A 24164-nucleotide genomic window follows, 5' to 3' on the forward strand; every position below is an offset into this window, starting at 1 on the left:
ATGACTACGCGGGGACGCTCGCCAGGCCCGGGGCCAGGAACGGCTTGCCGTTGACCCGCTGGGAGACGCCCTCACGGTCCAGGTACGGGGTGATGCCGCCCAGGTGGAAGGGCCAGCCGGCACCGGTGATCAGGCACAGGTCGATGTCCTGGGCCTCGGCGACCACGCCCTCCTGGAGCATCAGGCCGATCTCCTGCGCCACCGCGTCCAGGACGCGGGCGCGCACCTGCTCCTCGGACAGCACGCTGTCGCCCTGCACCAGCAGCGCCGCGACCTCCGGGTCCAGCTCCGGCTTGCCGGAGTCGTAGAGGTAGAAGCCCCGCTTGCCGGCCTCGACGACGGCGGCCAGGTTCTTCGAGACCGTGAAGCGCTCCGGGAAGGCCCGGTTGAGGGTCTCCGAGACGTGCAGGCCGATCGCCGGGCCGACCAGCTCCAGCAGCACCAGCGGCGACATCGGCAGGCCGAGCGGCTCGACGGCCTTCTCGGCGATGTCGACCGGGGTGCCCTCGTCGATGACGTTCTGGATCTCGCCCATGAAGCGGGTCAGGATGCGGTTGACGACGAACGCCGGGGCGTCCTTCACCAGCACCGCGGTCTTCTTCAGCTTCTTGGCCACACCGAAGGCGGTGGCCAGCGACGCGTCGTCGGTCCGCTCGCCGCGGACGATCTCCAGCAGCGGCAGGACCGCGACCGGGTTGAAGAAGTGGAAGCCGACGACCCGCTCCGGGTGCTCCAGCTTCGAGGCCATCTCCGAGACCGACAGCGACGAGGTGTTGGTCGCCAGGATCGTGGTCGGCGAGACGACCGCCTCGACCTCGGCGAACACCTGCTGCTTGACGCCGATCTCCTCGAAGACCGCCTCGATGACGAAGTCCGCGTCACCGAAGGCCGCGGCCTTGTCGAGCGAGCCGGACACCAGGGCCTTGAGGCGGTTCGCCTTGTCGGCGTTGACGCGGCCCTTGAGCAGCAGCTTGTCGATCTCGCCGTGGACATAGCCCACGCCCTTGTCGACGCGCTCCTGGTCGATGTCGGTGAGCACCACCGGCACTTCGAGGCGGCGCGCGAACAGCAGCGCCAGCTGCGAGGCCATCAGACCGGCGCCGACGACGCCCACCTTGCCGACCGGGCGGGCCAGCGACTTGTCCGGGGCCCCGGCCGGGCGCTTGCCGCGCTTCTGGACCAGGTTGAAGGCGTAGATGCCGCTGCGCAGCTCGCCGCCCATGATCAGGTCGGCCAGCGCCTTGTCCTCGGCGTCGTAACCGGCCTGCAGGTCACCGTTCTTGGCGGCCTCGATGATCTCCAGCGCCCGGTACGCGGCCGGGGCCGCCCCGTGCACCTTGGAGTCGGCGACCGAGCGCCCGCGCGCCACGGCCTGGTCCCAGGCCTCACCGCGGTCGATCTCGGGACGTACGATCTGGATCTCGCCCTTGAGGACGGCCGCGGTCCACAGCAGGGACTGCTCCAGGAAGTCCGCGCCCTCGAAGAGCGCGTCGGCGATGCCGAGTTCGTAGACCTGGCCGCCCTTGAGCTGGCGGTTCTGGTTGAGCGAGTTCTCGATGATCACCGAGACGGCGCGGTCGGCGCCGATCAGGTTCGGCAGCAGTGCGCAGCCGCCCCAGCCGGGGACCAGGCCGAGGAAGACCTCGGGCAGGGAGAAGGCCGGGATCGCCGAGGACACCGTGCGGTAGGCGCAGTGCAGGCCGACCTCGACGCCGCCGCCCATGGCCGCGCCGTTGTAGTACGCGAAGGTCGGGACCGCGAGGCCGCCGAGGCGCTTGAAGACCTCGTGGCCGCCCCTGCCGATGGCGAGGGCGTCCTCGTGCCTCTTCAGCAGCTCGACGCCCTTGAGGTCGGCGCCGACCGCGAAGATGAACGGCTTGCCGGTGATGCCGACGCCGGTGATGGTGCCCTCGGCGGCCTCCGCCTCGACCTGGTCGATCGCCGTGTCCAGGTTGGCCAGCGACTGCGGGCCGAAGGTCGTCGGCTTGGTGTGGTCCAGGCCGTTGTCCAGCGTGATGAGCGCGAAGCGCCCGGCACCGGGGAGGTCGATGTGGCGTACGTGCGCCTGCGTCACGACCTCGTCGGGGAACAGCTCGGCCGCTCCCTTGAGAAGCTCGGCGGTCGAAGTCACTTGCTGCCTCCGTCGAAGTGCGGGTTCTCCCAGATGACCGTTCCGCCCATGCCGAAGCCGACGCACATGCTGGTCAGGCCGTAGCGGACGTGCGGCTGCTCCTCGAACTGACGGGCCAGCTGGGTCATCAGCCGGACGCCGGACGAGGCGAGCGGGTGGCCGAACGCGATGGCGCCGCCGTACTGGTTGACGCGCTCGTCGTCGTCGGCGATGCCGTAGTGGTCGAGGAAGGCGAGCACCTGGACGGCGAACGCCTCGTTGAGCTCGAACAGGCCGATGTCACCGATCGTCAGACCGGCCTTGGCCAGCGCCTTCTCGGTCGCCGGGACCGGGCCGATGCCCATCACCTCGGGCTCGACGCCGACGAAGGCGTACGACACCAGGCGCATCTTGACCGGCAGGCCCAGCTCACGGGCCACGTCCTCGGCGGCCAGCAGGGAGGCGGTGGCACCGTCGTTGAGACCGGCCGCGTTGCCCGCGGTCACCCGGCCGTGCGGGCGGAACGGGGTCTTCAGGCCCGCCAGGCTCTCCAGCGTGGTGCCCGGACGCATCGGCTCGTCGGCCGTCGCCAGGCCCCAGCCGGTCTCGCCGGCGGCGGGGTCGGTGCGCCGCACCGAGACCGGCACCAGGTCCGGCTGGATCCGGCCGTTGGCGTAGGCCTTGGCGGCCTTCTCCTGGCTGCGGACCGCGTACTCGTCGGCGCGCTGCTTGGTGATCTCCGGGAAGCGGTCGTGCAGGTTCTCCGCGGTCATCCCCATGAACAGGGCGGACTCGTCGACCAGCTTCTCCGACACGAAGCGCGGGTTGGGGTCCACGCCCTCGCCCATCGGGTGACGGCCCATGTGCTCCACGCCGCCGGCCACGACCACGTCGTAGGCGCCCAGCGCGATACCGCCGGCCGTCGTCGTCACGGCGGTCATGGCGCCGGCGCACATCCGGTCGATGGAGTAGCCCGGCACGGTGACCGGCAGCCCGGCCAGGATGCCGGCGGTACGGCCCAGCGTCAGGCCCTGGTCACCGATCTGCGTGGTGGCCGCGATCGCCACCTCGTCGATCCGGTCGGCCGGCAGCTCCGGGTTGCGCCGCAGCAGCTCCCGGATGGCCTTGATGACCAGATCGTCGGCGCGGGTCTCGTGGTAGATGCCCTTCGGGCCCGCCTTGCCGAACGGGGTGCGGACGCCGTCGACGAAGACGACATCCCTAGCGGTACGAGGCACGTTGGCTCTCCTCCATATGCGGCGGCACTACGGCGCGCCTGCCGGTCTGGGCGGCGTCGCCGGATCCATGCTACTCGTGGGTAACGAGTGTGCCCAGTCCGGTGCGGGTGTGGGGCGTCACACCGTATCGGTGCCTACCCCCAACCGGGAGGCACCGTGTGGTTGCCGGTCGCGCGCAGCGTGATGCGTCCCGGGCCGCCGGTGCGGGCGTCCGGGTTGACGACGGCGACGGCGACCGTGTTGTCACCCCTGGCCCGCCAGAGCCCCGGGGGCACCGGGAAGGACTGCTGGGGGCCGAGGTCGCTGACGTAAATGCCCACCATCCAGCCGTTGACGTACAGCAGCGCCCGGTAGTGGCGGGAGCGTTCGCGGGAGACCACCAGGCTCAGCGGCACGTCCTGGCCGGCCGGGAGGGCCAGGCGCACCGGGGCGCGGTACCAGGAGACGCCGGGGGTGCGGTCGGGGTGCGGCAGGGTGACCGGGGCCCAGTCGGAGGCGTCGTACCCGGGGAGGTGGAAGCCGTGCCGCTCGCCGTACAGGCCACCCGAGTTGAGCGGACCGCGCACGGGGTCGGGCAGGCCGCCCCGGACACGCCAGCTCAGGGCGCCGCCCGGCCCCCGCAGGGCCGCCGAGGTGAGGCCGCGCGGCGTCTTGTGGCTGTCGTCCGCCCGGAAGTCCTGCTCGTGGCCCATGTTGACGGTCAGGACCGACAACACGTTGACGTTGCCGCCGGCGCCCCCGCGCCGGACGGCTCCCGCCGGGAAACGGAACGTCCGGGACGCGTCCCGGGTGCCGCCCAGGAAGCGGCCGTTGAGCCAGACCAGCCACTCGCCCGCCCGGCCGGTGCGGGCGGCCAGCCGGACGCCGGTGGCGGCGCCGCTGAAGTGCCCCCGGTACCAGACCGAGCCCGCGTGGTAGCCGTTGCGGTCGGCGGGCAGCGCGGACCCGGCGGCGGTGCGCCAGCCCGAGTCGTCGAACGAGGGTCGGGCCTCGGGCGCCTCGCGGCTGAACCGCCAGCCGGTGAGCGGCGGCAGGGTCACCGGGGCCGGCCCCGGCAGCCACCCGCCGGTGACCGGCCGGCCGTTCCAGGTCACCGAGGACGCCCGGCCGCCGTCGAGGACCTCGATCCGCGTCGTACGGTCCGTGTCGCCGGTCAGCCGCAGCGTGTCGCCGTCGTAGGCGGCCGTACGCACCAGCTCGGGCCCGCGCACCAGCACCGGGCCACGAGCGGTGTCCTGCCGCCAGAAGGTGTCCGCGGTGGCGTCGTCGGCGAGCAGGAGCAGCAGCGGGGTGCCGCCGGGCGGCTCGACCCGGACCCGGGCGAGCCCCCGGTGGGTGTAGTCGAGCCGCAGGTTCCCGTCGTCCCAGCGCTGCCGTACGTCGCCCGCCAGCACGGTGACCTCAGGCCGGGCCGCGTAGTGCAGCACCGTCCGTCCGGCCTGTCCCGGGCGGCCGTACAGCAGGGCGACGTCCGTGGTGTCCGTGTGCCGCCGACGGCCGCTGCCGGCGCTGCCGGCGCTGTCGCCGCTGTCGCCGCTGTCTCCGAGGACGCCGTGCGTCATGATCTCCGAGGTCGAGTACTCCAGCCGCTGGTGGTCCATGGTGTAGTCGGCGACCAGCAGCCGGGAGTCGCGGCCCGCGAGGGTCACCGGCACGTCGCGGTGGCCGCCCAGGGTGATCCGGGCGCTGTCGGCCGACCTGTCGTTGATGTCGCGGTGCCGGACGACCGTGAACACCGTCCCGGTGCGCGGATCGCGCCGGGAGCGCTCCAGCAGCGGGCCGGTGGTGCGCTCGCCCGCCGGTTCCGTCGCGGTCAGCGGCGCCACCGCCCGCACCAGGTAGCCGAGCCGCTTGTCGACCAGGTACTTGTCGGTGAGCTGCCGGTCCTCGCTGATCGGTGCCCCGTAGTCGTAGGAGCTGTAGACCGAGCCGGGGGTGGCGAGATAGCCCCACGAGGTGCCCCCGTAGGCCATGTAGAAGTTCTGCATGGTGGCGCCCGAGGCGATGTTGTTCTCGTACGCCGCCTTCTCGAAGTCCCCGTCCGTCAGCCGCCGGCACCGGTCGTAGCCCGGCCCGCCCCACGGGTCGAACGCGCCGCCCTGGAACTCCGGCAGGAACAGCGGCTCGCCCGGGTTGTGCGAGAACGCCATGTCGGGCAGCGGGCTCCACACGTCCGGGTGCGAGCAGTCGAACTCCTGCGGATAGCGGTCGTATCCGTCGATGTCGAGCTCGCGGGCGAAGATCCCCTTGTGGTTGCCGACCAGGGGCACATCGATCCCGTCGGCCTTCGCCTTCGCCACCAGGTGCCGGATGTAGGCGTGGCCGTCGGGTGTGTCGGTGTAGAGCTCGTTCTCCACCTGGTAGGCGATGACCGTGCCGCCGCCGTCCGTCAGCTGGTGCCGCGCGATCACCGCGTCGATCCGCGAGAGCCACGCGTCGGCCGCCGCCAGGTAGTCCGGCGCGGTGCTGCGGGCCCTGCCCTTCTGGGTGCTCAGCCAGCCGGGGAAGCCGCCGCCGTCGCTCTCGGCGTTGATGTACGGGCCGGGGCGGGCGATCACATAGATCCCCACCTCCGCCGCGATGTCCAGCAGCCGGTCGACGTCCCGGATCCCGGTGAAGTCGTGGACGCCCGGCGCGGGGGAGTGGAAGCCCCAGTCGAAGTAGACCGAGGTGGCGTTGAAGCCGCCCGCCTTCATCTTCTCCAGCACGTCCCGCCAGGCCGCCGGGCTCGGCAGCCGCCAGTACGAGAACTCACCGGACCAGAGGTAGAGCCGCCTGCCGTCGATGATGTACGAGTGGTCGTCGTAAGCGATCGAGTGCGCGGCAGCGGCCTTCGCCTCCGGGCCGGGCCCGGCCGCCGACGACACCGCAGCCAGGGACACCGCAGTCAGGGACACCGCCGCCAGCAGGGCCGCGGCCGCCGTTCCGGGAACCCGTCGTCGCATGGCCATGACCGCCTGCCCCTCTCACCGGGAATGCCCGGTGAGCGTAGGCATGGGTCTTTTGTCGCATCAACCCGACACGCAGGGCCGGGCAACCGGGTCAGCCGGCAGGCGCCTGCGCTGTGAGGGCGGTGGCCAGCAGCGGCGTGACCAGCTCCACCTGCCAGGGGCGGGCGCCCAGGCCCGACAGGACCGGGGCGACGGAGCCGGGTGTGACATCGGCCGGCGGGTCCCAGCAGACGCGGCGGACGGTGTCCGGGGTGATCAGGTTCTCCTGGGGAAGGTTCAGCTGCTCGGCCAGCGCCGAGACCGCGGCGCGCGCCGCGGAGAGCCGGGCGGCGGCGGCCGGGTCCTTGTCGGCCCAGGCCCGGGGCGGCGGCGGACCGGCGTAGGCGGGGCCGGGCTGGGGGAGTTCGCGCTCGGGGAGGGCGCGGGCCTGGTCGATCGCGGACTGCCACTGTTCGAGCTGACGGCGGCCCATGCGGTGGCCGAAGCCGGGCAGCGCGGCGAGGGCGTGCGAGTTCGCCGGCATGTCCAGCGCGGCGGCCACGATCGCGGCGTCGGTGAGCACCCGGCCCGGCGAGACGTCCCGTTCGCGGGCGACCCGGTCCCGTAGGTTCCACAGCTCGCGCACCACGCCGATCTGGCGGCGCCGTCGCACCTTGTGCATGCCGGACGTACGCCGCCACGGGTCGACGCGCGGTGCGGGCGGCGGCGCGGCGGCGATGGCGGCGAACTCCTGGAGTGCCCAGTCCAGCTTGCCCTGGGTGCGCAGTTCCTCCTCCAGGGCGTCACGCAGGTCCACCAGCAGCTCCACGTCGAGCGTGGCGTAGCGCAGCCACGGCTCGGGCAGCGGACGGGTGGACCAGTCGACGGCCGAGTGGCCCTTCTCCAGGGTGTAGCCGAGGACGCTCTCGACCATCGCGCCCAGGCCCACCCGGGCGAATCCGGCCAGCCGGCCGGCCAGCTCGGTGTCGAAGAGCCGGGCCGGCCGCATGCCGGTCTCCTCCAGGCAGGGCAGGTCCTGGGTGGCGGCGTGCAGCACCCATTCCGTCCCGTCCAGGGCTGCCCCCAGCGAGGACAGGTCGGGGCACCCCACGGGGTCGATCAGCGCGGTCCCTGCTCCGGCGCGGCGCAGCTGGACCAGGTAGGCCCGCTGTCCGTAGCGGTAACCGGATGCGCGCTCGGCGTCGACGGCGACAGGTCCGGAGCCCGTGGCGAAAGCCGCGACGATGTCGGCGAGCGCCTCCGGGCTGGCGGTCACCGGCGGGATTCCCTCGCGCGGGTCCAGCAGCGGGACCGGCGCCGGGCCTGCTTCTGTTGCGGTCTCTCTGGCGTCGGTCACGGGTAAAGGGTATCTGTGTACGGCAAGCGCCCGCCGACGGAACGTTCCGTCGGCGGGCGGCTCGGGGGTTTGTCACGTTCGGTGAACGGCGGACACGGGTTCGGTGGACGATCGGTTAACGGGGTCAGTGGATGATTCCGGTGCGCAGGGCGACGGCGACCATGCCGGCCCGGTCGCCCGTGCCGAGCTTGCGGGCGATGCGCGCCAGGTGGCTCTTCACGGTGAGTGCGGACAGGCCCATGGACACGCCGATCGCCTTGTTCGACTGGCCCTCCGCGACCAGCCGCAGCACCTCGACCTCGCGGCCCGACAGCTCGCGGTAGCCGCCGCCGTGTCCGGGGGCGCCGGGCGGGCGGCGCTGGATGCGCTGTCCGGCGGCACCGATCGGGGCGGCGCCGGGACGGCCGGGGAGCCCGAGGTTGTTGCGGGTGCCGGTGACGACGTAGCCCTTCACGCCGCCCGCCAGGGCGTTGCGTACGGCTCCGATGTCGTCGGCGGCGGAGAGGGCGAGGCCGTTCGGCCAGCCTGCTGCCCGGGTCTCGGCCAGCAGGGTGAGACCGGAGCCGTCGGGGAGGTGTACATCGGCCACACAGATGTCGCGCGGAGTGCCGACCCGGGGCCGAGCCTCCGCGATGGACGACGCCTCGATCACGTCACGTACGCCCAGGGCCCACAGGTGGCGGGTCACGGTCGAGCGGACGCGGGGATCGGCGACGACCACCATGGCGGTCGGCTTGTTCGGGCGGTAGGCGACCAGGCTTGTGGGGTGTTCGAGAAGAACCGACACCGGGCCTCCTGGGGAGTGGCTGGAAGGGTCACAGGTTCCTTCGGCAGCTCGCCCGCCCGGCTTTAGAGAAAGATCACGATTTGTTTAGTAACAATTCCGGCAATTCGGACAACTTGTCGATCGTTGTCGATCGAAGGTGTGACAGTCCCGGTCATCGCGCGTGAGGCGGTGGTGGGCGCGGTAAGCGACGCGGGATCCTGCGTACGAGATCCTGCATACGAGATTTTGTATACGAGATCCTGTGTACGGGATGTGTGTACGGGATGTGTGTACGGGATTGTGTATGCAGGATCCCGTATCCCATATTCTATATCCCGTATCCGGTAGTCGGGATCCCGCACGCACCCCGCATCCAGGCATCCCGGAGCCCGGACGCCCTGTATCCAGGGTTCAGCGCTGCGGGCCGCGCCGCTTCGGCAGCGGTACGACGGCCGTCGGGGCGGCACCGCCCGCGCCGGGACGCGGACCGGGACCCTCACCGGCCGGCGGCAGCCCGGCGCTCGTGCACAACAGGTCGCACCAGCCCGCCAGATGCGCGGCGACGTCCGGCACACCGGCGCTGCCCTCACGCGGTGTCCAGGAGGCCCGGATCTCCATCTGCGTGGAGTCCTCGCGCCCGGCGAGCCCCCCGAAGTAGTGCGAGGAACTGCGCGACACCGTGCCACTGGGCTCGCAGTACTCAGCTCCGTGCGCCTCCAGGGCGCCGGTCAGCCACGACCAGCTCACCTCGGGCAGCAGCGGGTCCGTGGCCATCTCGGCGTCCAGTTCGGCACGCACCAGCGTGACGAGACGGAAGGTGCCCTGCCAGGCCTCGGGCCCGGCCGGATCGTAGAGCAGCACCAGCCGCCCGTCGGCCAGGTCCTCGCCGTCCACCACCACCGTCGCCTCCAGGGCGTAGGCGTGCGGCGCGAGGCGCTTGGGCGGCGGGGTCGGGTCGATCTCGACCTCGTGCCGTACGCGAGCGCGCAGCAGCGCGTCAACCGCGTGCTGGAAGGGGAGAGGGGCGCTGTCCCCGTCCGAGAGGTGCCCATGAGCCGCTGCCATGCGGGGAAGACTAGGCGGAACAGGGCCCTCACAGGTGGACGACACCCGGGTGGGCGGGTCGCCCGGTTGGCGCATGCGAAGATTTGCCCGTGAGTGCGCACCAGCAGACCTCTGCTTCCCCCTTCATCCGCGCCTGCCGGCGCGAGTCCGTGCCGCACACCCCTGTGTGGTTCATGCGCCAGGCCGGGCGCTCGCTGCCCGAGTACCTCAAGGTGCGCGAGGGCATCCCCATGCTCGAATCGTGCATGCGGCCCGATCTCGTCACCGAGATCACGCTGCAGCCGGTGCGCCGCCACAAGGTCGACGCGGCCGTCTACTACAGCGACATCGTGGTGCCGCTCAAGGCCATCGGGCTCGACCTCGACATCAAGCCCGGCGTCGGACCGGTCGTCGCCGATCCGATCCGGACCCGGGCCGACCTCGACCGGCTGCGCCCCCTGGAACCGGACGACGTCGCGTACGTCACCGAGGCCGTCGGCATGCTCACCGCCGAGCTGGGCGCGACCCCGCTGATCGGTTTCGCGGGGGCCCCGTTCACCCTCGCGAGCTATCTGATCGAGGGCGGCCCCTCCCGGTCGTACGAGCGCACCAAGGCCATGATGTACGGCGAGCCCGAGCTGTGGGCCGACCTCGTCGACCGGCTCGCCGGCATCACAGCCGCCTTTTTGAAGGTCCAGATCGAGGCGGGCGCGAGCGCCGTCCAGCTCTTCGACTCCTGGGCGGGGGCGCTGGCCCCGCAGGAGTACCGGAACTTCGCGATGCCCGCCTCGGTCAAGGTCTTCGAAGCCGTGGCCGGCTATGGCGTCCCGCGCATCCACTTCGGGGTCGGCACCGGCGAACTGCTCGGTCTCATGGGCGAGGCCGGCGCGGACGTCGTCGGCGTCGACTGGCGCGTCCCCCTGGACGAGGCCGCCCGCCGGGTCCCCGGCAAGACCCTCCAGGGCAACCTGGACCCGGCGGTGCTCTTCGCCCCCACGGGCACCGTCGAGGCCAAGGCCCGCGAGGTCCTCGCCGCCGCGCGGGCCGTGCCCGGGCATGTCTTCAACCTCGGGCACGGCGTGCTCCCCTCGACGGACCCGGACGCGCTCACCCGGCTCGTGGACTTCGTCCACACCGAGACCCAGGTCTGAGCCTCACTGTCTGAGCCTCACTCCTCCCGGTCCGTCGACCCGGTCGCCGTCGACCGGTCCGTCGAGCCCACCGCCGCCGGCACTGTCACCGGCGGCGGGGGAGTGACGCCCGCCCGGTTCCCGGCCCCCTCCCGCGCCCGTTCCCGGGCCGGGAAGCGGCGCCGTACGGTGCGCCAGACCAGCCACAGCACCACCGCGAGCGCCGCGAACGGCAGCACCGCCGCCAGCACGATCAGGATCACCCGGAAGGTGGCGCAGAACGCGTTCCAGCCGGCGCCCAGTGCGTCGCCCACCGACGCCCACACCCCGTCGTCGTCCTTCTTCGGCGCCGCCTCCGGCTCGGTCAGCACCAGCGTGACCGTCGCCATGCTCGTACGGTCCTTCAGCGACTTCTGCTGCGCCTGCAGGGCCTCCAGGTCCGCCTCGCGGGTGCTGAGTTCACTCTCGATCGTGACCACGTCACCCACCTTGGTGGCCTTGCCCATCAGCGCCCGCAGCCGGGTCACGCTGGTCTGCTGGGACTTGATGCGGCTCTCCACGTCCACGACCTGGCTCGTGACGTCCTGCGCGTTCACCTTCCGGTCCGTCAGTTTCCCCAGGTCCGCCAGGTCGCCGAGCACCTGCTCGTACTCCTGCGGCGGCACCTTCAGCTGGATGCGGGAGTGCTCCCGCCCCTCGTCGTCCAGTGAGGTGCTCTCGTCGCCGACGTAACCGCCCGCCCCGTCGACCAGGGTGCGGGCCTTGGCGAGCGCGTCCTGGACGTTCTTGGCCTCGACGGTGAGGGTCGCGGTGCGGACGATGTACGACCGCGCCAGGTCCGCCGTTCTGCTGCCGCCCGTGGTGCCCGAGCCGCCGGACGTCTTGTTGTCGGTGCCCTCGGAGCCGCTGCCGGCCGCCGCGTCCTGCTTGGACCGGCTCCCGGCGCCGGAGTCACTCGAGGCGCCGTCGCCGCTCCCGCTCCCGCACCCCGCGACCGCGAGTGAGGCGGCGAGCAGCACGGTGGCCAGTGCCGCCAGTGGCCTGCGGCCGGTTCTGCTGAAATACCTGTTCATGGCATGTCCCCCCAGGGGCCGTTGGCCTGTTCTCACGCCTTGCGGCGATTCGACGTGGCGGCCCCCCGGCGGGTTTCCGGTCCGCGGTTCCGAAGCGATTACGGTCCGGACTCGTTTCGGGCCCGCAGTCTGAGACAGTGGAGGCATGAGCGAAAAGCACCACCCTCGCGGGCATGTGATCGTCATCGGCGGCGGGATCTCGGGACTCGCGGCGGCCCACTTCCTGCTGGAGGGCGGTGTGCGGCAGGTGACGGTGCTGGAGGCGTCGTCGCGGCTCGGCGGCAAGCTGTACGCGGACGAGATCGCCGGTGTGCCCGTCGACCTGGGCGCCGAGTCGATGCTGGCGCGGCGGCCCGAGGCGGTCGCGTTGGCGCGGGCGGTCGGACTGGGCGAGGAGATCGTGGCGCCGGCCACCGCGAGCGCGTCGCTGTGGTCGCGGGGACGGCTGCGCCGGATGCCCAGGGGCGGCGTGATGGGCGTGCCGGGGGACCTGGCACAGGTGGCCGCGTCGGGTGTGCTGTCGGCGGCGGGGCTGGCGCGGGCGCCGCTGGACCATGTGCTGCCCCGCACCCGGGTCGGCGAGGACGTCGCGGTCGGGGAGTTCGTGGCGGCCCGGCTGGGCCGCGAGGTCGTCGACCGGCTGGTGTGGCCGCTGCTGGGCGGGGTGTACGCGGGCGACGCTTACCAGATCTCGATGCGGGCCGCCGTGCCGCAGCTGTACGAGGCGGCACGGTCGGGGCGGTCGCTGATCGAGGGCGTACGTGACATCCAGCGCAGGGCGGCGGCCCGCAAGCAGGACGGGCCGGTGTTCGCCGGCATCCGGGGCGGCGTCGGCCGGCTCCCGGTCGCGGTCGCCGAGGCCTGCCGCAGGGCGGGGGCACGCATCGACACGGACGCGCCGGTGCGGGAGCTGCGGCGTACCGGGCAGGACGGCTGGCAGGTCGTCGTCGCGACGGCCGACGAGACCCGGGTACTGGACGCCGAGGCCGTGGTGCTGGCCGTCCCGGCGCCGGTCGCGGCACGGCTGCTGGCCGGCGAGTCCCCGGCGGCGGCCGGCGAGCTGGCGACCGTGGAGTACGCGAGTCTGGCGCTGGTCACGATGGCCTACCGCAGCCGCGACCTGGCCGCAGTCCCGCCGGGCAGCGGTTTCCTGGTGCCGCCCGTCGAGGGGCGGACGATCAAGGCCTCGACGTTCTCCAGCTGCAAGTGGCAGTGGAACGCCGACGCCGACCCCGACACCTTCGTGCTGCGCACCTCCATCGGACGCTACGGCGACGAGGCCGATCTCGCCTGGGACGACACCGATCTCGTACGGCTCTCCCGCGAGGACCTCGGCGAGGCCGTCGGGCTCACCGCCGCCCCCGTCGCGGCCCGCGTCACCCGCTGGGAGGGCGGACTGCCGCAGTACCCGGTCGGCCACCTCACCCGGGTCGCCCGGGTCCGCGAGCACGTCGGCAAGCTGCCGGGCCTGGCGGTGTGCGGCGCGGTGTACGACGGCGTCGGCATCCCGGCGTGCGTCGCCAGTGCCCGGGCGGCCGCCGACATCGTGCTGGGGACTGCGAGAATAGCGGCATGAGCGACTCGACTGCCCCCGCTGCGCCCGCCAAGGCCCCGAACGCCGGCAAGAAGGCCAAGGACCTCAACGAGGTCATCCGCTACACCCTCTGGTCGGTCTTCCGGCTCCGTGACGTCCTGCCCGACGACCGGACCGGCTACGCCGAGGAGGTCGAGGAGCTGTTCGAGCAGCTCGCCGCGAAGGACGTCACCGTGCGCGGCACGTACGACCTCTCGGGGATCCGCGCCGACGCCGACCTGATGATCTGGTGGCACGCCGAGACCTCCGACGAGCTCCAGGACGCCTACAACCGCTTCCGCCGCACCCGGCTCGGCCGCGCGCTGGAGCCGGTGTGGTCCAACATGGCGCTCCACCGTCCCGCCGAGTTCAACAAGAGCCACATCCCGGCCTTCCTCGCCGACGAGACTCCCCGCGACTACGTCTCGGTCTACCCCTTCGTCCGCTCCTACGACTGGTACCTCCTGCCTGACGAGGACCGCCGCCGCATGCTCGCCGATCACGGCAAGATGGCCCGCGGGTATCCCGATGTGCGGGCCAACACGGTGGCGTCGTTCTCGTTGGGCGACTACGAGTGGCTGCTGGCGTTCGAGGCGGACGAGCTGTACCGGATCGTGGATCTGATGCGTCATCTGCGGGCCTCGGAGGCGCGGTTGTACGTGCGCGAGGAGGTGCCGTTCTACACCGGGCGGCGCAAGGAGATCGCGGACCTGGTGGCCGGACTGGCCTGAGGCCCGGAGTCCGTACGGGCCGGGTACTGGCCGGGTACCGGGGCGAAGTACCGGGGCGAAGTACCGGAAAGGGCCGTGGCCCGCACCTGAGGTGCGGGCCACGGCCCTTTCCGGGTGGGACGGGACTGCTGCCGTCCGTCAGTTGCACTTCTTACCGCTGTTGATGCACTGCACGGCCTTGTTCATGAGCTGGTCGGACATGACGTTGATGAAGTCGTCATGGTCCGTGATGGCCTTGTGCTGCTGTGCCTCGAAGCCGTCGACCGCGTAGTTCGCTCCGGCCGGGACGGTGTAGACCAGGCGCATCGTGAGCTTCGGGATGGCCACGAAGGGGCTGGGGCACACACCGCTGGCGGCGTCGGGGTTGACCACGTGCGTACGGTGGTTGGCGCTGTCGGCGTTCTTGCCGTCCCAGCAGCTCTGGAAGGCGAAGGTCCGGACGACCTTGCTGCCGCTGGGGCACAGCGGGTACTTGTCGGTCAGCTGGATCTTGTCCTCGAAGCCGGTGCAGCTCCAGTGGGCGTTGGCGTTGGCCGTGCCGTTGGTGACCGCCTTGGCGTCACCGGTGATGATCCGCAGGAAGCGCGGCATCGCGGTGACCTTGCTGGCCGGGTTGCCCTGGTAGACGATGCTGGCGCTGTCGGGCACGATGATCGCGCCCACGTTGCCCTCCTTGCCGCCGCCGAGGTCGGAGTCGGCGTCCGCGCCGGCCTTGGTGAGGTCACGTACGACGGGCCAGTAGTACGCGGACTGGTCGCCGTTGGAGCAGCTGGTGCCCTGCGCGGCGAGGGAGTCGTTGGTGGAGGCGCCGCTGACGTCCTTGTTGCCGACGTAGTCGTGGACGTGCTCCGCGCCGTCGACGACACCGGGGGCGACGATGACGTTGTCGGAGTTGTGCTGGCCCTGCGCGTTGACGCCGCACTTGGAGGTGAAGGTGCCCACGGAGGCGCCGTTCCCGTTGACGGGCGTTCCCTGGACGTTCGCGGCGACCGTGGTGATGTCGACGAAGTCGGCGTCGACGGGACCGGCGACCCGGGTGACAGCGCCGTTCTGGCCCGTGCCGGCGCTCTGGCTGGCACCGGCACTGGCCTGCGCGCCGCCGTTGTTCCGGTTCTTGCGGCCGTTGCGCCGGCCGGCCTCGGTCTTCACCTGGGACGTGGAGGTGGCCGCCGGCTTGGAGTCGGAGCGCCAGTGGGCCGAGGCCGTACCGCTGACCAGGGCGAAGGTCCCGCCCGAGCCGACGAGCGCGAGCACCGCGATGAGTATGAGGTGCTTGCGGCTCAGTCGACGGCGGCGGCTCAGCTGTTGTCGGGGCATTGAAGGCTCATTTCGTTCACTGCGACTCGGGGGAGGAAGCCGCTGGGGGAAGGGAGAACGTCGGGGACGGGGTCACGACGACGGTGGGCGCGCCGGCGCTGGGCGTGGGGGCCACCTGCGCGGCGGTGTTGGTCGGGCTGGCGGTGGTGTCGCTCGCGATCTGGCCGAAGTTGACCAGTCCGGTCTCCTCCAGCACCGTGATGTGATCGAGAACGGTCGTGTTCGCCTGATCGGCCAGCTGTCTCACCATCGTGTTCTGCGTCGTGGCCCTGACCTGCGCGACCACCGAGAACACCTGTCCGTGGGCGAGCCGCACGATGTTGGCGAACTTCTGGTCGAAGTCCGCCCCCGAGGCAGCGGACAGCGTCGCTAGGAAGCCCTGCTGCTGCGGCGTCGGCTCGTTGGGAAGGGCGACCCCGAGTTGCGGCGCCATCTTGCGGGTCGTCGTGTCCAGGTCGGTGTGTCCGTCGATCAGATGCTTGCCCGCGCGCTTGACCGCAGCCGTGGTCCCCTTCTGCTGGGCCATCTGCCCGGCCGGGAACTCCCACAGGCCGGCGAGCCGGACCTTCGTGACGAAGGTGCGGTCCAGCGCGGTCATGGGGCCGTACTGGGTGGCCACGGTCTGGGCATTGATGTTGCTGCCGGAACCCACCACGCCGCTGCTGAACGCGGACATGACCGGGTACATCAGAGCAACAACGGTCACGGCCAGGGCCCCCACGACAAGGCCGGTTCCCGTGACGTTACGGGTGGTTCGCATCGCGCCTCCTGGTGCGGGGTGGCCCTTGAACGGGGGCGGCCTCGCACACGGCTTTCCAGATGCGACCGTACGTTAGTGCGTTTGATGTGATCAGGATGAGGAATCGTCATGTATTCGCGATTCCTGGGATTCCTGGTGCGGGAGGTTGGTACGTTGTTTGGTTCAGCGCTACTGCGAACGATATAAGCGCAGGTCAGCGCGGCTTCGTAAAGAATTGTGGCGCAATTGAACGCAGCCCGCCACCCATACGTATGAAGAGGTGCGGGGTGTGTTTGCGGGGCCCGGATCGGGCCCGCCACCAGGCGTTCAGCCGACGTCGCTCGGAGCGGCCCAGGGCGTCCTCGCACAGCAGCTGCCCCGCGAAGGTGAACGCGTCGCGGCGGTAGCCCCCGGCGGGCATCGGACGGCGGGCGGCGTACGCCACGAAGGCCGGACGGTAGCCGTCGCCGAGGATGCGCGGCAGCTCAGGGGCGACCCTGGCGACGACCTCGGCCCGCTTGGCGGCCAGCGCCCGGCTCTGTACGCGGATCCGCGCCCGGTCGAAACCCTCCGGCACCGGGGTACCGGCCACCAGGGCGGACAGCAGCGCGGTCTGGTGCAGGGCCAGCCCGGTACGGGCCCCGGGCCCCGCCGCGGCCGCAGCCGCAGCCGCAGCCGCAGCCGGGACGGGGGCGGGTACGGGTACGGGGGCGGCCGCCGTCCGCCGGGGAACGGGCCGCTTCCCGCCGGACTCCATCACGCGGCGGATCGTGGCCAGTTCGGCGGCCAGCTCACCGGCGGCCGGGAAGTCGTCGTCGCGCTCCAGCAGCACACCGGGCGGCCGCACCCGCTCGCGCAGGGCGGCCAGCAGTTCCAGCACGGGGGCGGACAGCGGATGCGCGTGCGTGTCGTGCCAGACGCCCTCGCGCTCCACGCCGCCCGCCACATGCACGTACGCGATGGCCTCCAGGGGGAGTTCGTCCAGGGCCGCGAGCGGGTCCTCGCCGCGGTTGACGCGGTTGGTGTGCAGATTCGCGACGTCGATGAGCAGCCGCACACCGGTGCGCTCGACGAGCTCGGCCAGGAACGCCCCCTCGCTCAGCTCCTCCTGACCGGCCGGCCAGGCCAGCAGCGCGGCGATGTTCTCCAGCGCGAGCGGCACCGGCAGCGCGTCCTGGGCGATCCTGACGTTCTCGCAGAGCACGGCCAGCGCGTCACGGGTCCGGGGCACCGGCAGCAGGTGGCCGGCCTCCAGCGCCGCCGAGCCGGTCAGCGGGCCGCCGGCGCGTACGTAGGCGATGTGCTCGGTGACCAGGGGTGCGCCCAGCGCCTCGGCCCGCTCGGCCAGGGCGGCCAGCCGGGCCGGGTCGGGGCGGTCGGCGCCGCCCAGGCCCAGCGAGACGCCGTGCGGGATCACGGTGGTGCCGCGGGCCAGCAACTGCCGCAACGGCTCCGGGAGATGGCCGGGGCAGATGTTCTCCGCGACCACCTCGACCCAGTCGACACCGGGCAGCGTCCCGATCGCCCCGGCGATCTCCGGCCGCCAGCCGATTCCCGTACCGAGCGTGTTGTCCATGCGGGGGTGATGGCCCCGGCGGGCCCGGCCGAACCCTGCCGGGGGCTGATTCAGAGCTTCACTTGAGCTTCGGGCGATCGGCGACGACCGTGCGGGAGGCCGGGTTGCGTCCCGCCGCGCGACCCGCGCATCCGGCGACCCGCGCATCGGGCGACCGCGCGATGCCGCGGGTGGGAGACGGCTGGGCTACCCAAGCGGCAGTGACCTCTCTACGGTGGCTTCCGCGGGGGCTGTGCGGCGGGCGCTGTTAGGGGGCACGGTGGAAGCTGAGTTGGCATCGCTGGCGGCGTCCGGGGCAACGACTCTGGTCGGGCTCATGGTGTCGGAGACCTGGACGCAGGCGCGGGACCGGGTCGCGCGGTTCTTCTCCAGGAGTGGTGACGGTGACGGTGGCGCGGTCGAGGGAGAGCTGCTGCTGTCCCGGCAGGAGTTGCTGGCCGCTCGTGAGTCCGGCGACGAACTGGCCGCAGCCGATGTGGAGGCCGGGTGGCGTGCCCGGTTGCGGCGCGCCCTGCGGGATGATCCCGGGGCGGCGGAAGAGCTGCGGCTGATGCTCGCGGAGCTGGCGCCGGGGCGGGGGAGCGAGCCGACGGTCTCCGTGCGCAACAGCATCAGCGGGGGCGTGCAGCACGGCCCGGTGTTCCAGGGGCAGAGCTTCTCCGGGCTCACCTTCACCACCCCCGGGACGGTCCCGCCCGAGCCGGGCACGGGGGCGCGGTGACGGGCGGGGGACCGAAGCGGCCGAGTCGCCGGCGCCGTCCCAGGGGTCGGGCTCGGCAAAATCATCCTCGTGCCCTGACCGGCGTGTGGTGGGCAGCCCACGGCAGGCTCGGGAGCCGCGGTACCGGGCGGAGCCCGAGCGGGACGCGACCGCGTTGCCGGCGGCGGCTCCTCGACCTTGCGGATCAGCCCACGGCGGAGCGCGCGACGCGGAACCCCACGTCGTCGACCTGGAAGCTCGGGTGGCTGCGGCGCCGCGCGGAGGCCCGGCAGCTCCAGTGCTCGTCGAACCAGCCGCCGCCACGCAGTACCCGGTAGCCGCCGTAGACCTCCGCGTCGTAGATGTCCCAGCACCAGTTCCACACGTTGCCGAGCATGTCGTGAAGGCCCCACGGGTTGGGGCGCTTACCGCCCACGTCGTGGATGCGCTCGCCTGAGTTGCCCCGGTACCAGGCGATCTCGTCGAGCGGGCCGTAACGCGGTCCGGCCGTACCGGCACGGCAGGCATGCTCCCACTCGGCTTCGGTCGGCAGCCGGTACCCGTCGGCGGACGCGTCCCACTCGACGCCTTCGCCGTCGGCATGGAGGTGGTAGACGGGTGCGAACCCGTCGCGTCGCGACAGCGCGTTGCAGAACCGGATGGTGTCCCACCAGGAAACGCCCTCGACGGGCAGCTCGTCGCCATCGGCGGCGCTCGGCCGCCGGCCGGTGATCTGTGCGTACAGCGCCTGGGTGGTCGGGAACGTCGCGAGTTGGTAGGGGGCGAGTTCGACCGACCAACTGCGCTGTGTCCGCCGGTCCGACAGCGTTATCCGCCCCGGCGGGATGGCGATCATGTCGTTTCCTGCGCGCGCGTCCATGAGCACGTGATCCTACGGGCACCCGTGCTGGAGGCGTGTCCGACGGCGACGCCCCGCCGTCACGGGTGGATACGGTCGACCCCTTCGACCGCGACAGTCAGCCCGGGGGCGATCTCGGTGAACCCGGCGTCGCGCACCACGGGCAGCCCGGAGCCGGGGGAGGTCAGCGCGGCCCACCGTCCGGGCGCCGCGGTACGGACGGCCAGCGGGAAGCCCGCGTCGCGCCAGGCGGCCCGGTCGGCGTCGGCCAGCGCCCACCAGGCGAGCTGGGCGCCGTGGCCGGCCTGCGCCATGGTCTTGCCGGCTGACATCTCCAGGTCCGGGGCGATCCACAGCACCGGCACATCGGGCTCCGGGGCGGGCGGCGGCTCCGGGTCGTCCAGGTCGGTGCCCGAGACCTGGAGCTTCGCCAGTTCCTTGGGCCACCCGTCCAACGGCACCGGCGGGAACACCCGCACCTCCGCGGCGTGTTCCTTGGCGGTGCCGGTGACCGTGATGCCCGGCAGCGCGGCGGCCCGCCGCCACTCCGCGCCCCGCGCGCGCCGTACGACCTTGCGGATGCGGGCGTCCTGCCAGTCGCGGACGGCCTCGGCCCACTCGCCGTCCTGCGCCGTCGCCCGCTCGTCGCAGAGCAGGGTCAGCACGGCACGGGCGGCGGTCTCCAGTGCGTCGGTACGGGCCGGGGGAGCGTCCCGCTCGATACGGACGACCAGGGGGAGGACGAACTGCCGGGTGCTGTCGCGGTCGGACTCCTCGGGGCGGAAGGGGCTGCTGTCGGAGGCCGCGTCGGGGCTGGTGTCGGTCACGGTTCGATTCTGTCAGCCGCCGGTCCGCCCCCGTCGCCCCATGGCCGGCCACCGCGGGCGGCGCGGCGGATGAATCGGATTCTGACAATCCGTTTGTGAAGGACGGTCGGACAACTTTCACCTTTCGTCTCACGGATGACTAATATCAGCGCACCAACCGCCGCTCTATGCGCGATTTGCGACACGCCGGCGGTTGCCCGGCGATGGGAGTGTCCTGCGCGTGCTTGTGTTCAAGATGGGCGGAAGAGGTGGTACGCGCAGCCTCCCGCTGCGGACCGTCCTGGTCGTCCTGGCCCTCGTGCCGAGTGTGGCGCTCGCCGGACTCTGGGCGCTGAGTACGTATCAACTGGGCAGTGAGTGGCGGGAGCAGGCCGCGCAGGGACGGCTCACGGCGAGCGTCGGCGGCAAGTCGGAGCAGCTGCTGAGCGCCCTGCAGAAGGAACGGCGGCTGACCGCCGAGGCGCTGGCCGATCCGGCGGCGTCCCGGGACGACCTGGCCACCCAGCGCGGGTGGACGGACCGGGCGGTCGCCGCGTTCGCCCCGCTGACCGGGCTGGACACCAGCAACGGCCAGCCGGGTCTCAAGGAGGCCCTGGCCTCCACCGTGAAGCGGCTCACCGGGCTGGCCGGGAAGCGCCACGCGGTGGACGACGGCGCGATCGGCCAGCAGAAGGCGTACGAGTTCTACACCGCCGCCGTCGTGGCCGACCTCGAAGTGGTCACCGCCCTCAGCGGCGGCGCGAACGGCCAGGTGTCGGCCGAGGCGCGGACCCTGGTCGAGCTCTACGGCGTGGCCGAGATGGTCTCCCGTGAGGACGCCGTGCTGGCCCGGGGCTGGAAGTCCGGCACCCTGCCCTTCGAGGCGTACGACCTGGCGGTCGACTCCATCGGCACCCAGGAGTACCTGCTGGAGTACCGGGTCGAGCCCTCGCTGACCGGTCACGAGGCCGAGCTGTACCGGAACCTGGCGGACAGCGCGCTCTGGAAGACCAAGCGCGACCTGGAGGAGGACCTCATCGGGGCCGTCACCGACGGCACCCAGGGCGGCCGGATCACCGTCCCCCTGAACCAGGCGCAGTGGCGGCTCACGATCGACCAGGCCGTCCCCGAACTGGAGACGGTCGTGCTGGCCCGCGTCGACAACGTCACCGTGCTCACCGGCACCGGCGTCGAACGGCTCCGGAACTACCTGATCGCCGTCAGCGTGCTGGGCCTGCTCACCGTCCTCGCGGTCATCGGGGCCAGCTGGCGGCTCACCACCGTGCTGCGCCGCCGCATCCTCACCCTGCGCGACGAGGCCGCCGAGCTCCAGGACCGGCTGCCCGACGTGGTCGCCCGGCTGGAGCGCGGCGAGGACGTCGACGCCGACGCCGAGGTCCGTCCGGTGGAGGCGGGCGGCGCCGGGGCCGACGACGAACTGGGCGAGCTGGCCCGGGCCCTGAACCTGGCCGCCCGCAGCGCGGTCGCCACCGCCGTACGCCAGGCCGAGCAGCACCGCGGCTTCGAGCGGCTGCTCCAGCGGATCGCCCGCCGCACCCAGCTGCTGATCGGCCTGCAGCTCAAGAAACTCGACCAGATGGAACGCCGGCACGAGGACCCCGCCGTCCTGGAGGGTCTGTTCGACCTGGATCACCTCACCGCCCGGCTCCGCCGCTACGAGGAGAACCTGGTCATCCTCGGCGGCGGGCAGCCGCAGCGCCGCTGGCGCAGGCCGGTCCCGCTGCTGGACCTGCTGCGGGCCGCGCAGGGCGAGGTGCAGGACTACCAGCGGATCACCGTCGAGGTCGAGGGCCGCCCCTGGGTGTCGGAGTGGGCCGTCGGCGCGCTCACCCACATCCTGGCCGAGCTGATGGAGAACGCCGCCGCCTTCTCCAAGCCGCCCACCCCCGTCGACGTCCGGGCCGCCCGGGTCGGCCGCGGCATCGCCGTGGAGATCGAGGACCGCGGGCTCGGCATGACCCCCGAGCAGTACGCCGATGCCAACGCCCTGATGCTGGACCCGCCGCAGCTCGACGTGATGACCCGGGCCGACGACGCCCGCCTCGGCCTGTCCGTGGTCGCCCGGCTCTCCGCCGGCCTCGGCGTCCAGGTCGAGTTGCGCCCCTCGGCCTTCGGCGGCACCCGGGTGATCGTCCTGGTGCCCGAGCGGTACGTGGCCGAGGCCCCGGAACCGCTGGTCAAGCCGCGGGCCGGCCGGCGCGCCGAGCAGGGCGCCGGTACGCGCCGGCACTCCGGGCCGCGTCCTCCCAGCGCCGACGACGCCGACGCCGTGGCCCTGGCCCAGCAGGAGGGGCGGCTGCCGGTCAGGACCCGCGGGCGCGCCATGGCCGAGGTCGTTCCGGCCGCCGAGCCGCCGGCCGCAGCCGACCCGCTGCCGCAGCGGGTACGCCGGGCCGGGCTGGCCCCCGAGTTGAGGGAGCCGGACACCGAACCCGGCCCGGGGGACGAGGACTTCACGCCGCACCCCGAACCCCGGCGCTCCGGCGCCGCCATCGGGGCCTTCCAGCGCCAGTCCCGCAGGTCCCGGGCCGCGGACGGGCCGGCCAACGGCGCCCCCCAGCACCCGCACCCCAGTTCACCCACGACGGAAGACCGACGATGACGCAGCAGCTTCCCGGACAGCCGGCCACCCAGGCGGACCTCGACTGGCTTCTCGACGGTCTGGTCGACCAGGTGGCCGGAACCCGGCACGCGGTCGTGCTGTCGGACGACGGCCTGGTGATCAGCAAGTCCGCCACCATCGAGCGTGCCGACGCCGACCGGCTCGCCGCCGTCGCCACCGGTCAGCAGAGTCTGGCCCGGGGCGTCGGCCGGCTCTTCGGGGGCGGCCCGGTCCAGCAGGTGATCGTGGAGCTGGCCGAGCTGTGGCTGTTCGTCACGGCCGCCGGCCAGGGCACGCATCTCGCCGTGGTCGCCTCGCAGGAGGTCGACGCCGAGGTCATGGCCGTCGCGATGCACACCCTGGTGCAGCAGGTCGGCCGCAATCTGGGCACCCCGGTCCGTACGCCCGGCGCAGGGGGAGAGGAGTGACGCACTGGACCGAGGCCTTCGACGAGGACGACGAGAGCGTCGAGGAACCCCTGGTCCGCCCGTACACGATCACCCGGGGGCGTACCACCCCCGATCGTGACGATCTGACCCTGATCACCGTCGTCACCGCCGTCCCCCCGGACCCCGACGATCCGCTGGGCGGCGTGCTCGGCACCCGCGGGCTCCAGCCGGAGCACCGGACGGTGCTGGAGCTGTGCCAGGAACCCAGGGCGGTGGCCGAGATCGCCGCCGGGCTGGACCTGCCGGTGTCCGTGACCAAGATCCTGATCGGCGACCTCATCGGCACCGGCCGGGTACTCGCCCGTCCCCCGCTGTCCTTCCGGCCCGAAGGCGGCTCCATCGACATGACGATTCTCCAGGCGGTGCGTGATGGCCTCAGAAAGCTCTGAGCAGGCCCCTCAGGCGATGAAGATCCTGATCGCCGGAGGGTTCGGCGTCGGCAAGACCACCATGGTCGGTTCGATCAGCGAGGTCGCCCCGCTGCAGACCGAGGAGTATCTGACCCGCGCCAGCGTGGGCGTCGACGACCTCGACGGCATCCTCGACAAGTCGACCACCACCGTCGCCCTGGACTTCGGGCGGATATCCATCAGTGCCGAACTGGTCGTCTACCTCTTCGGCACCCCCGGCCAGGAACGTTTCTGGTTCATGTGGAACGACCTCGTGCACGGCGCCCTCGGTGCCGTCGTCCTGGTCGACACCCGCCGCCTGGACGTCAGTTTCGCCTCCATCGACTTCTTCGAGAGCCGCCGGATCCCGTTCGTGGTGGGCGTCAACTGCTTCCACGGCGTCCAGGACCGCAGCGAGGACGAGATCCGCGCGGCCCTCGACCTCGACCCGCAGGTACCGCTGGTGCTGTCCGACGTACGGGACCGCGCGGCCTGCCGTGACCTGCTGCTCACCCTGGTCGACCACCTGATGGCACCGGCGCCGGCGGCGGTCTGAGGGGCGATCACGCCGAACACGGTCACCGACATGTGCAGGGCGCCGCTCGCCGCGGCCGCGGTGAGGTCCGTACGAGCGGCCAGGCCACCTCGCGGTGGTCCTGGACGAGCGCCTGGGAGCCGATGTCGTCGATCTGCGGCCCGGCGGGCGGTCAGTTGGCCGACCAGCCGGCGCCCGGGCCGCCGAGGCCTTCCGGCT

At 72.3% G+C, this 24164-nt stretch carries 20 protein-coding genes; 8 read left to right on the top strand and 12 right to left on the bottom strand.

The features are described 5' to 3' along the window. Nucleotides 1-4: 4 nt before the first annotated feature. The 6 genes from RWE79_RS30175 to RWE79_RS30200 form a co-directional block, all read right to left on the bottom strand. On the bottom strand, nt 5-2131 hold the full coding sequence (locus RWE79_RS30175) for a 3-hydroxyacyl-CoA dehydrogenase NAD-binding domain-containing protein (RefSeq protein ID WP_475943231.1): 2127 nt from the start codon (nt 2129-2131) through the stop codon (nt 5-7). Continuing rightward, nucleotides 2128-3348 carry a thiolase family protein gene (locus RWE79_RS30180; RefSeq protein WP_475943232.1) on the bottom strand — a complete coding sequence of 407 codons (1221 nt, stop codon included), beginning with the start codon at nt 3346-3348 and terminating at the stop codon, nt 2128-2130. The genes RWE79_RS30175 and RWE79_RS30180 overlap by 4 nt, the downstream gene beginning before the upstream one ends. 134 nt (nt 3349-3482) lie before the next feature. Beyond that, nucleotides 3483-6299, bottom strand: a complete 2817-nt coding sequence (locus tag RWE79_RS30185; protein WP_475943233.1) for a glycoside hydrolase family 35 protein — start codon at nt 6297-6299, stop codon at nt 3483-3485. Between the two features lie 91 nt (nt 6300-6390). Next, a complete protein-coding gene (locus tag RWE79_RS30190; RefSeq protein WP_475943234.1) occupies nt 6391-7635 on the bottom strand; it encodes an HRDC domain-containing protein in 1245 nt (414 codons plus the stop codon). Between the two features lie 124 nt (nt 7636-7759). After that, nucleotides 7760-8422: a response regulator transcription factor gene (locus tag RWE79_RS30195; protein WP_127361452.1), complete on the bottom strand. Its 663-nt coding sequence runs from the start codon at nt 8420-8422 to the stop codon at nt 7760-7762. A gap of 390 nt (nt 8423-8812) precedes the next feature. After that, on the bottom strand, nt 8813-9466 hold the full coding sequence (locus tag RWE79_RS30200) for a DUF3000 domain-containing protein (RefSeq protein WP_475943235.1): 654 nt from the start codon (nt 9464-9466) through the stop codon (nt 8813-8815). An 89-nt stretch (nt 9467-9555) separates the two neighbouring features. Between RWE79_RS30200 and hemE the strand changes: the two genes are divergently transcribed. Further along, complete coding sequence (hemE, locus tag RWE79_RS30205) at nt 9556-10596, top strand: uroporphyrinogen decarboxylase (protein ID WP_475943236.1); 1041 nt, start codon at nt 9556-9558, stop codon at nt 10594-10596. Nucleotides 10597-10613: 17 nt separating this feature from the next. On the opposite strand, the gene RWE79_RS30210 is transcribed toward hemE, so the two are convergent. Further along, nucleotides 10614-11648 carry a DUF4349 domain-containing protein gene (locus RWE79_RS30210; protein ID WP_475943237.1) on the bottom strand — a complete coding sequence of 345 codons (1035 nt, stop codon included), beginning with the start codon at nt 11646-11648 and terminating at the stop codon, nt 10614-10616. A 145-nt stretch (nt 11649-11793) separates the two neighbouring features. On the opposite strand from RWE79_RS30210, the gene hemG reads away from it, so the two are divergent. After that, nucleotides 11794-13224, top strand: coding sequence for a protoporphyrinogen oxidase (gene hemG / locus RWE79_RS30215; RefSeq protein ID WP_475943238.1), 1431 nt, complete (start codon nt 11794-11796; stop codon nt 13222-13224). Beyond that, entirely contained in the window at nt 13221-13952 is a 732-nt protein-coding gene (gene hemQ / locus RWE79_RS30220; protein ID WP_475943239.1) for a hydrogen peroxide-dependent heme synthase, read from the top strand. The genes hemG and hemQ overlap by 4 nt, the downstream gene beginning before the upstream one ends. A gap of 138 nt (nt 13953-14090) precedes the next feature. On the opposite strand, the gene RWE79_RS30225 is transcribed toward hemQ, so the two are convergent. The 3 genes from RWE79_RS30225 to RWE79_RS30235 form a co-directional block, all read right to left on the bottom strand. Beyond that, nucleotides 14091-15269, bottom strand: coding sequence for a DUF1996 domain-containing protein (locus RWE79_RS30225; protein ID WP_475943240.1), 1179 nt, complete (start codon nt 15267-15269; stop codon nt 14091-14093). A gap of 16 nt (nt 15270-15285) precedes the next feature. Then, nucleotides 15286-16029: a DUF4142 domain-containing protein gene (locus RWE79_RS30230; RefSeq protein WP_475943241.1), complete on the bottom strand. Its 744-nt coding sequence runs from the start codon at nt 16027-16029 to the stop codon at nt 15286-15288. Nucleotides 16030-16222: 193 nt separating this feature from the next. Then, a complete protein-coding gene (locus RWE79_RS30235) occupies nt 16223-17584 on the bottom strand; it encodes an MbnB/TglH/ChrH family RiPP precursor modification enzyme (protein WP_475943242.1) in 1362 nt (453 codons plus the stop codon). A 259-nt stretch (nt 17585-17843) separates the two neighbouring features. On the opposite strand from RWE79_RS30235, the gene RWE79_RS30240 reads away from it, so the two are divergent. Further along, nucleotides 17844-18305 carry a hypothetical protein gene (locus RWE79_RS30240; protein ID WP_475943243.1) on the top strand — a complete coding sequence of 154 codons (462 nt, stop codon included), beginning with the start codon at nt 17844-17846 and terminating at the stop codon, nt 18303-18305. Between the two features lie 184 nt (nt 18306-18489). Here RWE79_RS30240 and RWE79_RS30245 read toward each other — a convergent pair whose 3' ends face one another. Both RWE79_RS30245 and RWE79_RS30250 read right to left on the bottom strand, forming a co-directional pair. Further along, nucleotides 18490-19164 (bottom strand): formylglycine-generating enzyme family protein, encoded by a 675-nt coding sequence (locus RWE79_RS30245; RefSeq protein WP_475943244.1) that lies wholly within the window; start codon nt 19162-19164, stop codon nt 18490-18492. Between the two features lie 59 nt (nt 19165-19223). Continuing rightward, a complete protein-coding gene (locus tag RWE79_RS30250; protein ID WP_475943245.1) occupies nt 19224-19970 on the bottom strand; it encodes a peptidyl-tRNA hydrolase in 747 nt (248 codons plus the stop codon). A 220-nt stretch (nt 19971-20190) separates the two neighbouring features. Between RWE79_RS30250 and RWE79_RS30255 the strand changes: the two genes are divergently transcribed. From RWE79_RS30255 to RWE79_RS30270, 4 genes are read left to right on the top strand one after another with little or no spacing between them, the layout of a single operon-like run. Further along, nucleotides 20191-22572 (top strand): sensor histidine kinase, encoded by a 2382-nt coding sequence (locus RWE79_RS30255; protein WP_475943246.1) that lies wholly within the window; start codon nt 20191-20193, stop codon nt 22570-22572. Further along, a complete protein-coding gene (locus RWE79_RS30260) occupies nt 22569-23000 on the top strand; it encodes a roadblock/LC7 domain-containing protein (RefSeq protein WP_475943247.1) in 432 nt (143 codons plus the stop codon). Before RWE79_RS30255 ends, RWE79_RS30260 begins: the two co-directional genes overlap by 4 nt. Beyond that, nucleotides 22997-23410: a DUF742 domain-containing protein gene (locus RWE79_RS30265; protein ID WP_475943248.1), complete on the top strand. Its 414-nt coding sequence runs from the start codon at nt 22997-22999 to the stop codon at nt 23408-23410. The genes RWE79_RS30260 and RWE79_RS30265 overlap by 4 nt, the downstream gene beginning before the upstream one ends. Beyond that, the gene (locus RWE79_RS30270) at nt 23391-23966 is read left to right on the top strand and encodes a GTP-binding protein (RefSeq protein WP_475943249.1); all 576 of its coding nucleotides are present in this window, start codon (nt 23391-23393) and stop codon (nt 23964-23966) included. Before RWE79_RS30265 ends, RWE79_RS30270 begins: the two co-directional genes overlap by 20 nt. Nucleotides 23967-24164: the final 198 nt, after the last annotated feature.

It is taken from the genome of Streptomyces sp. RLA131 (assembly GCF_056270125.1).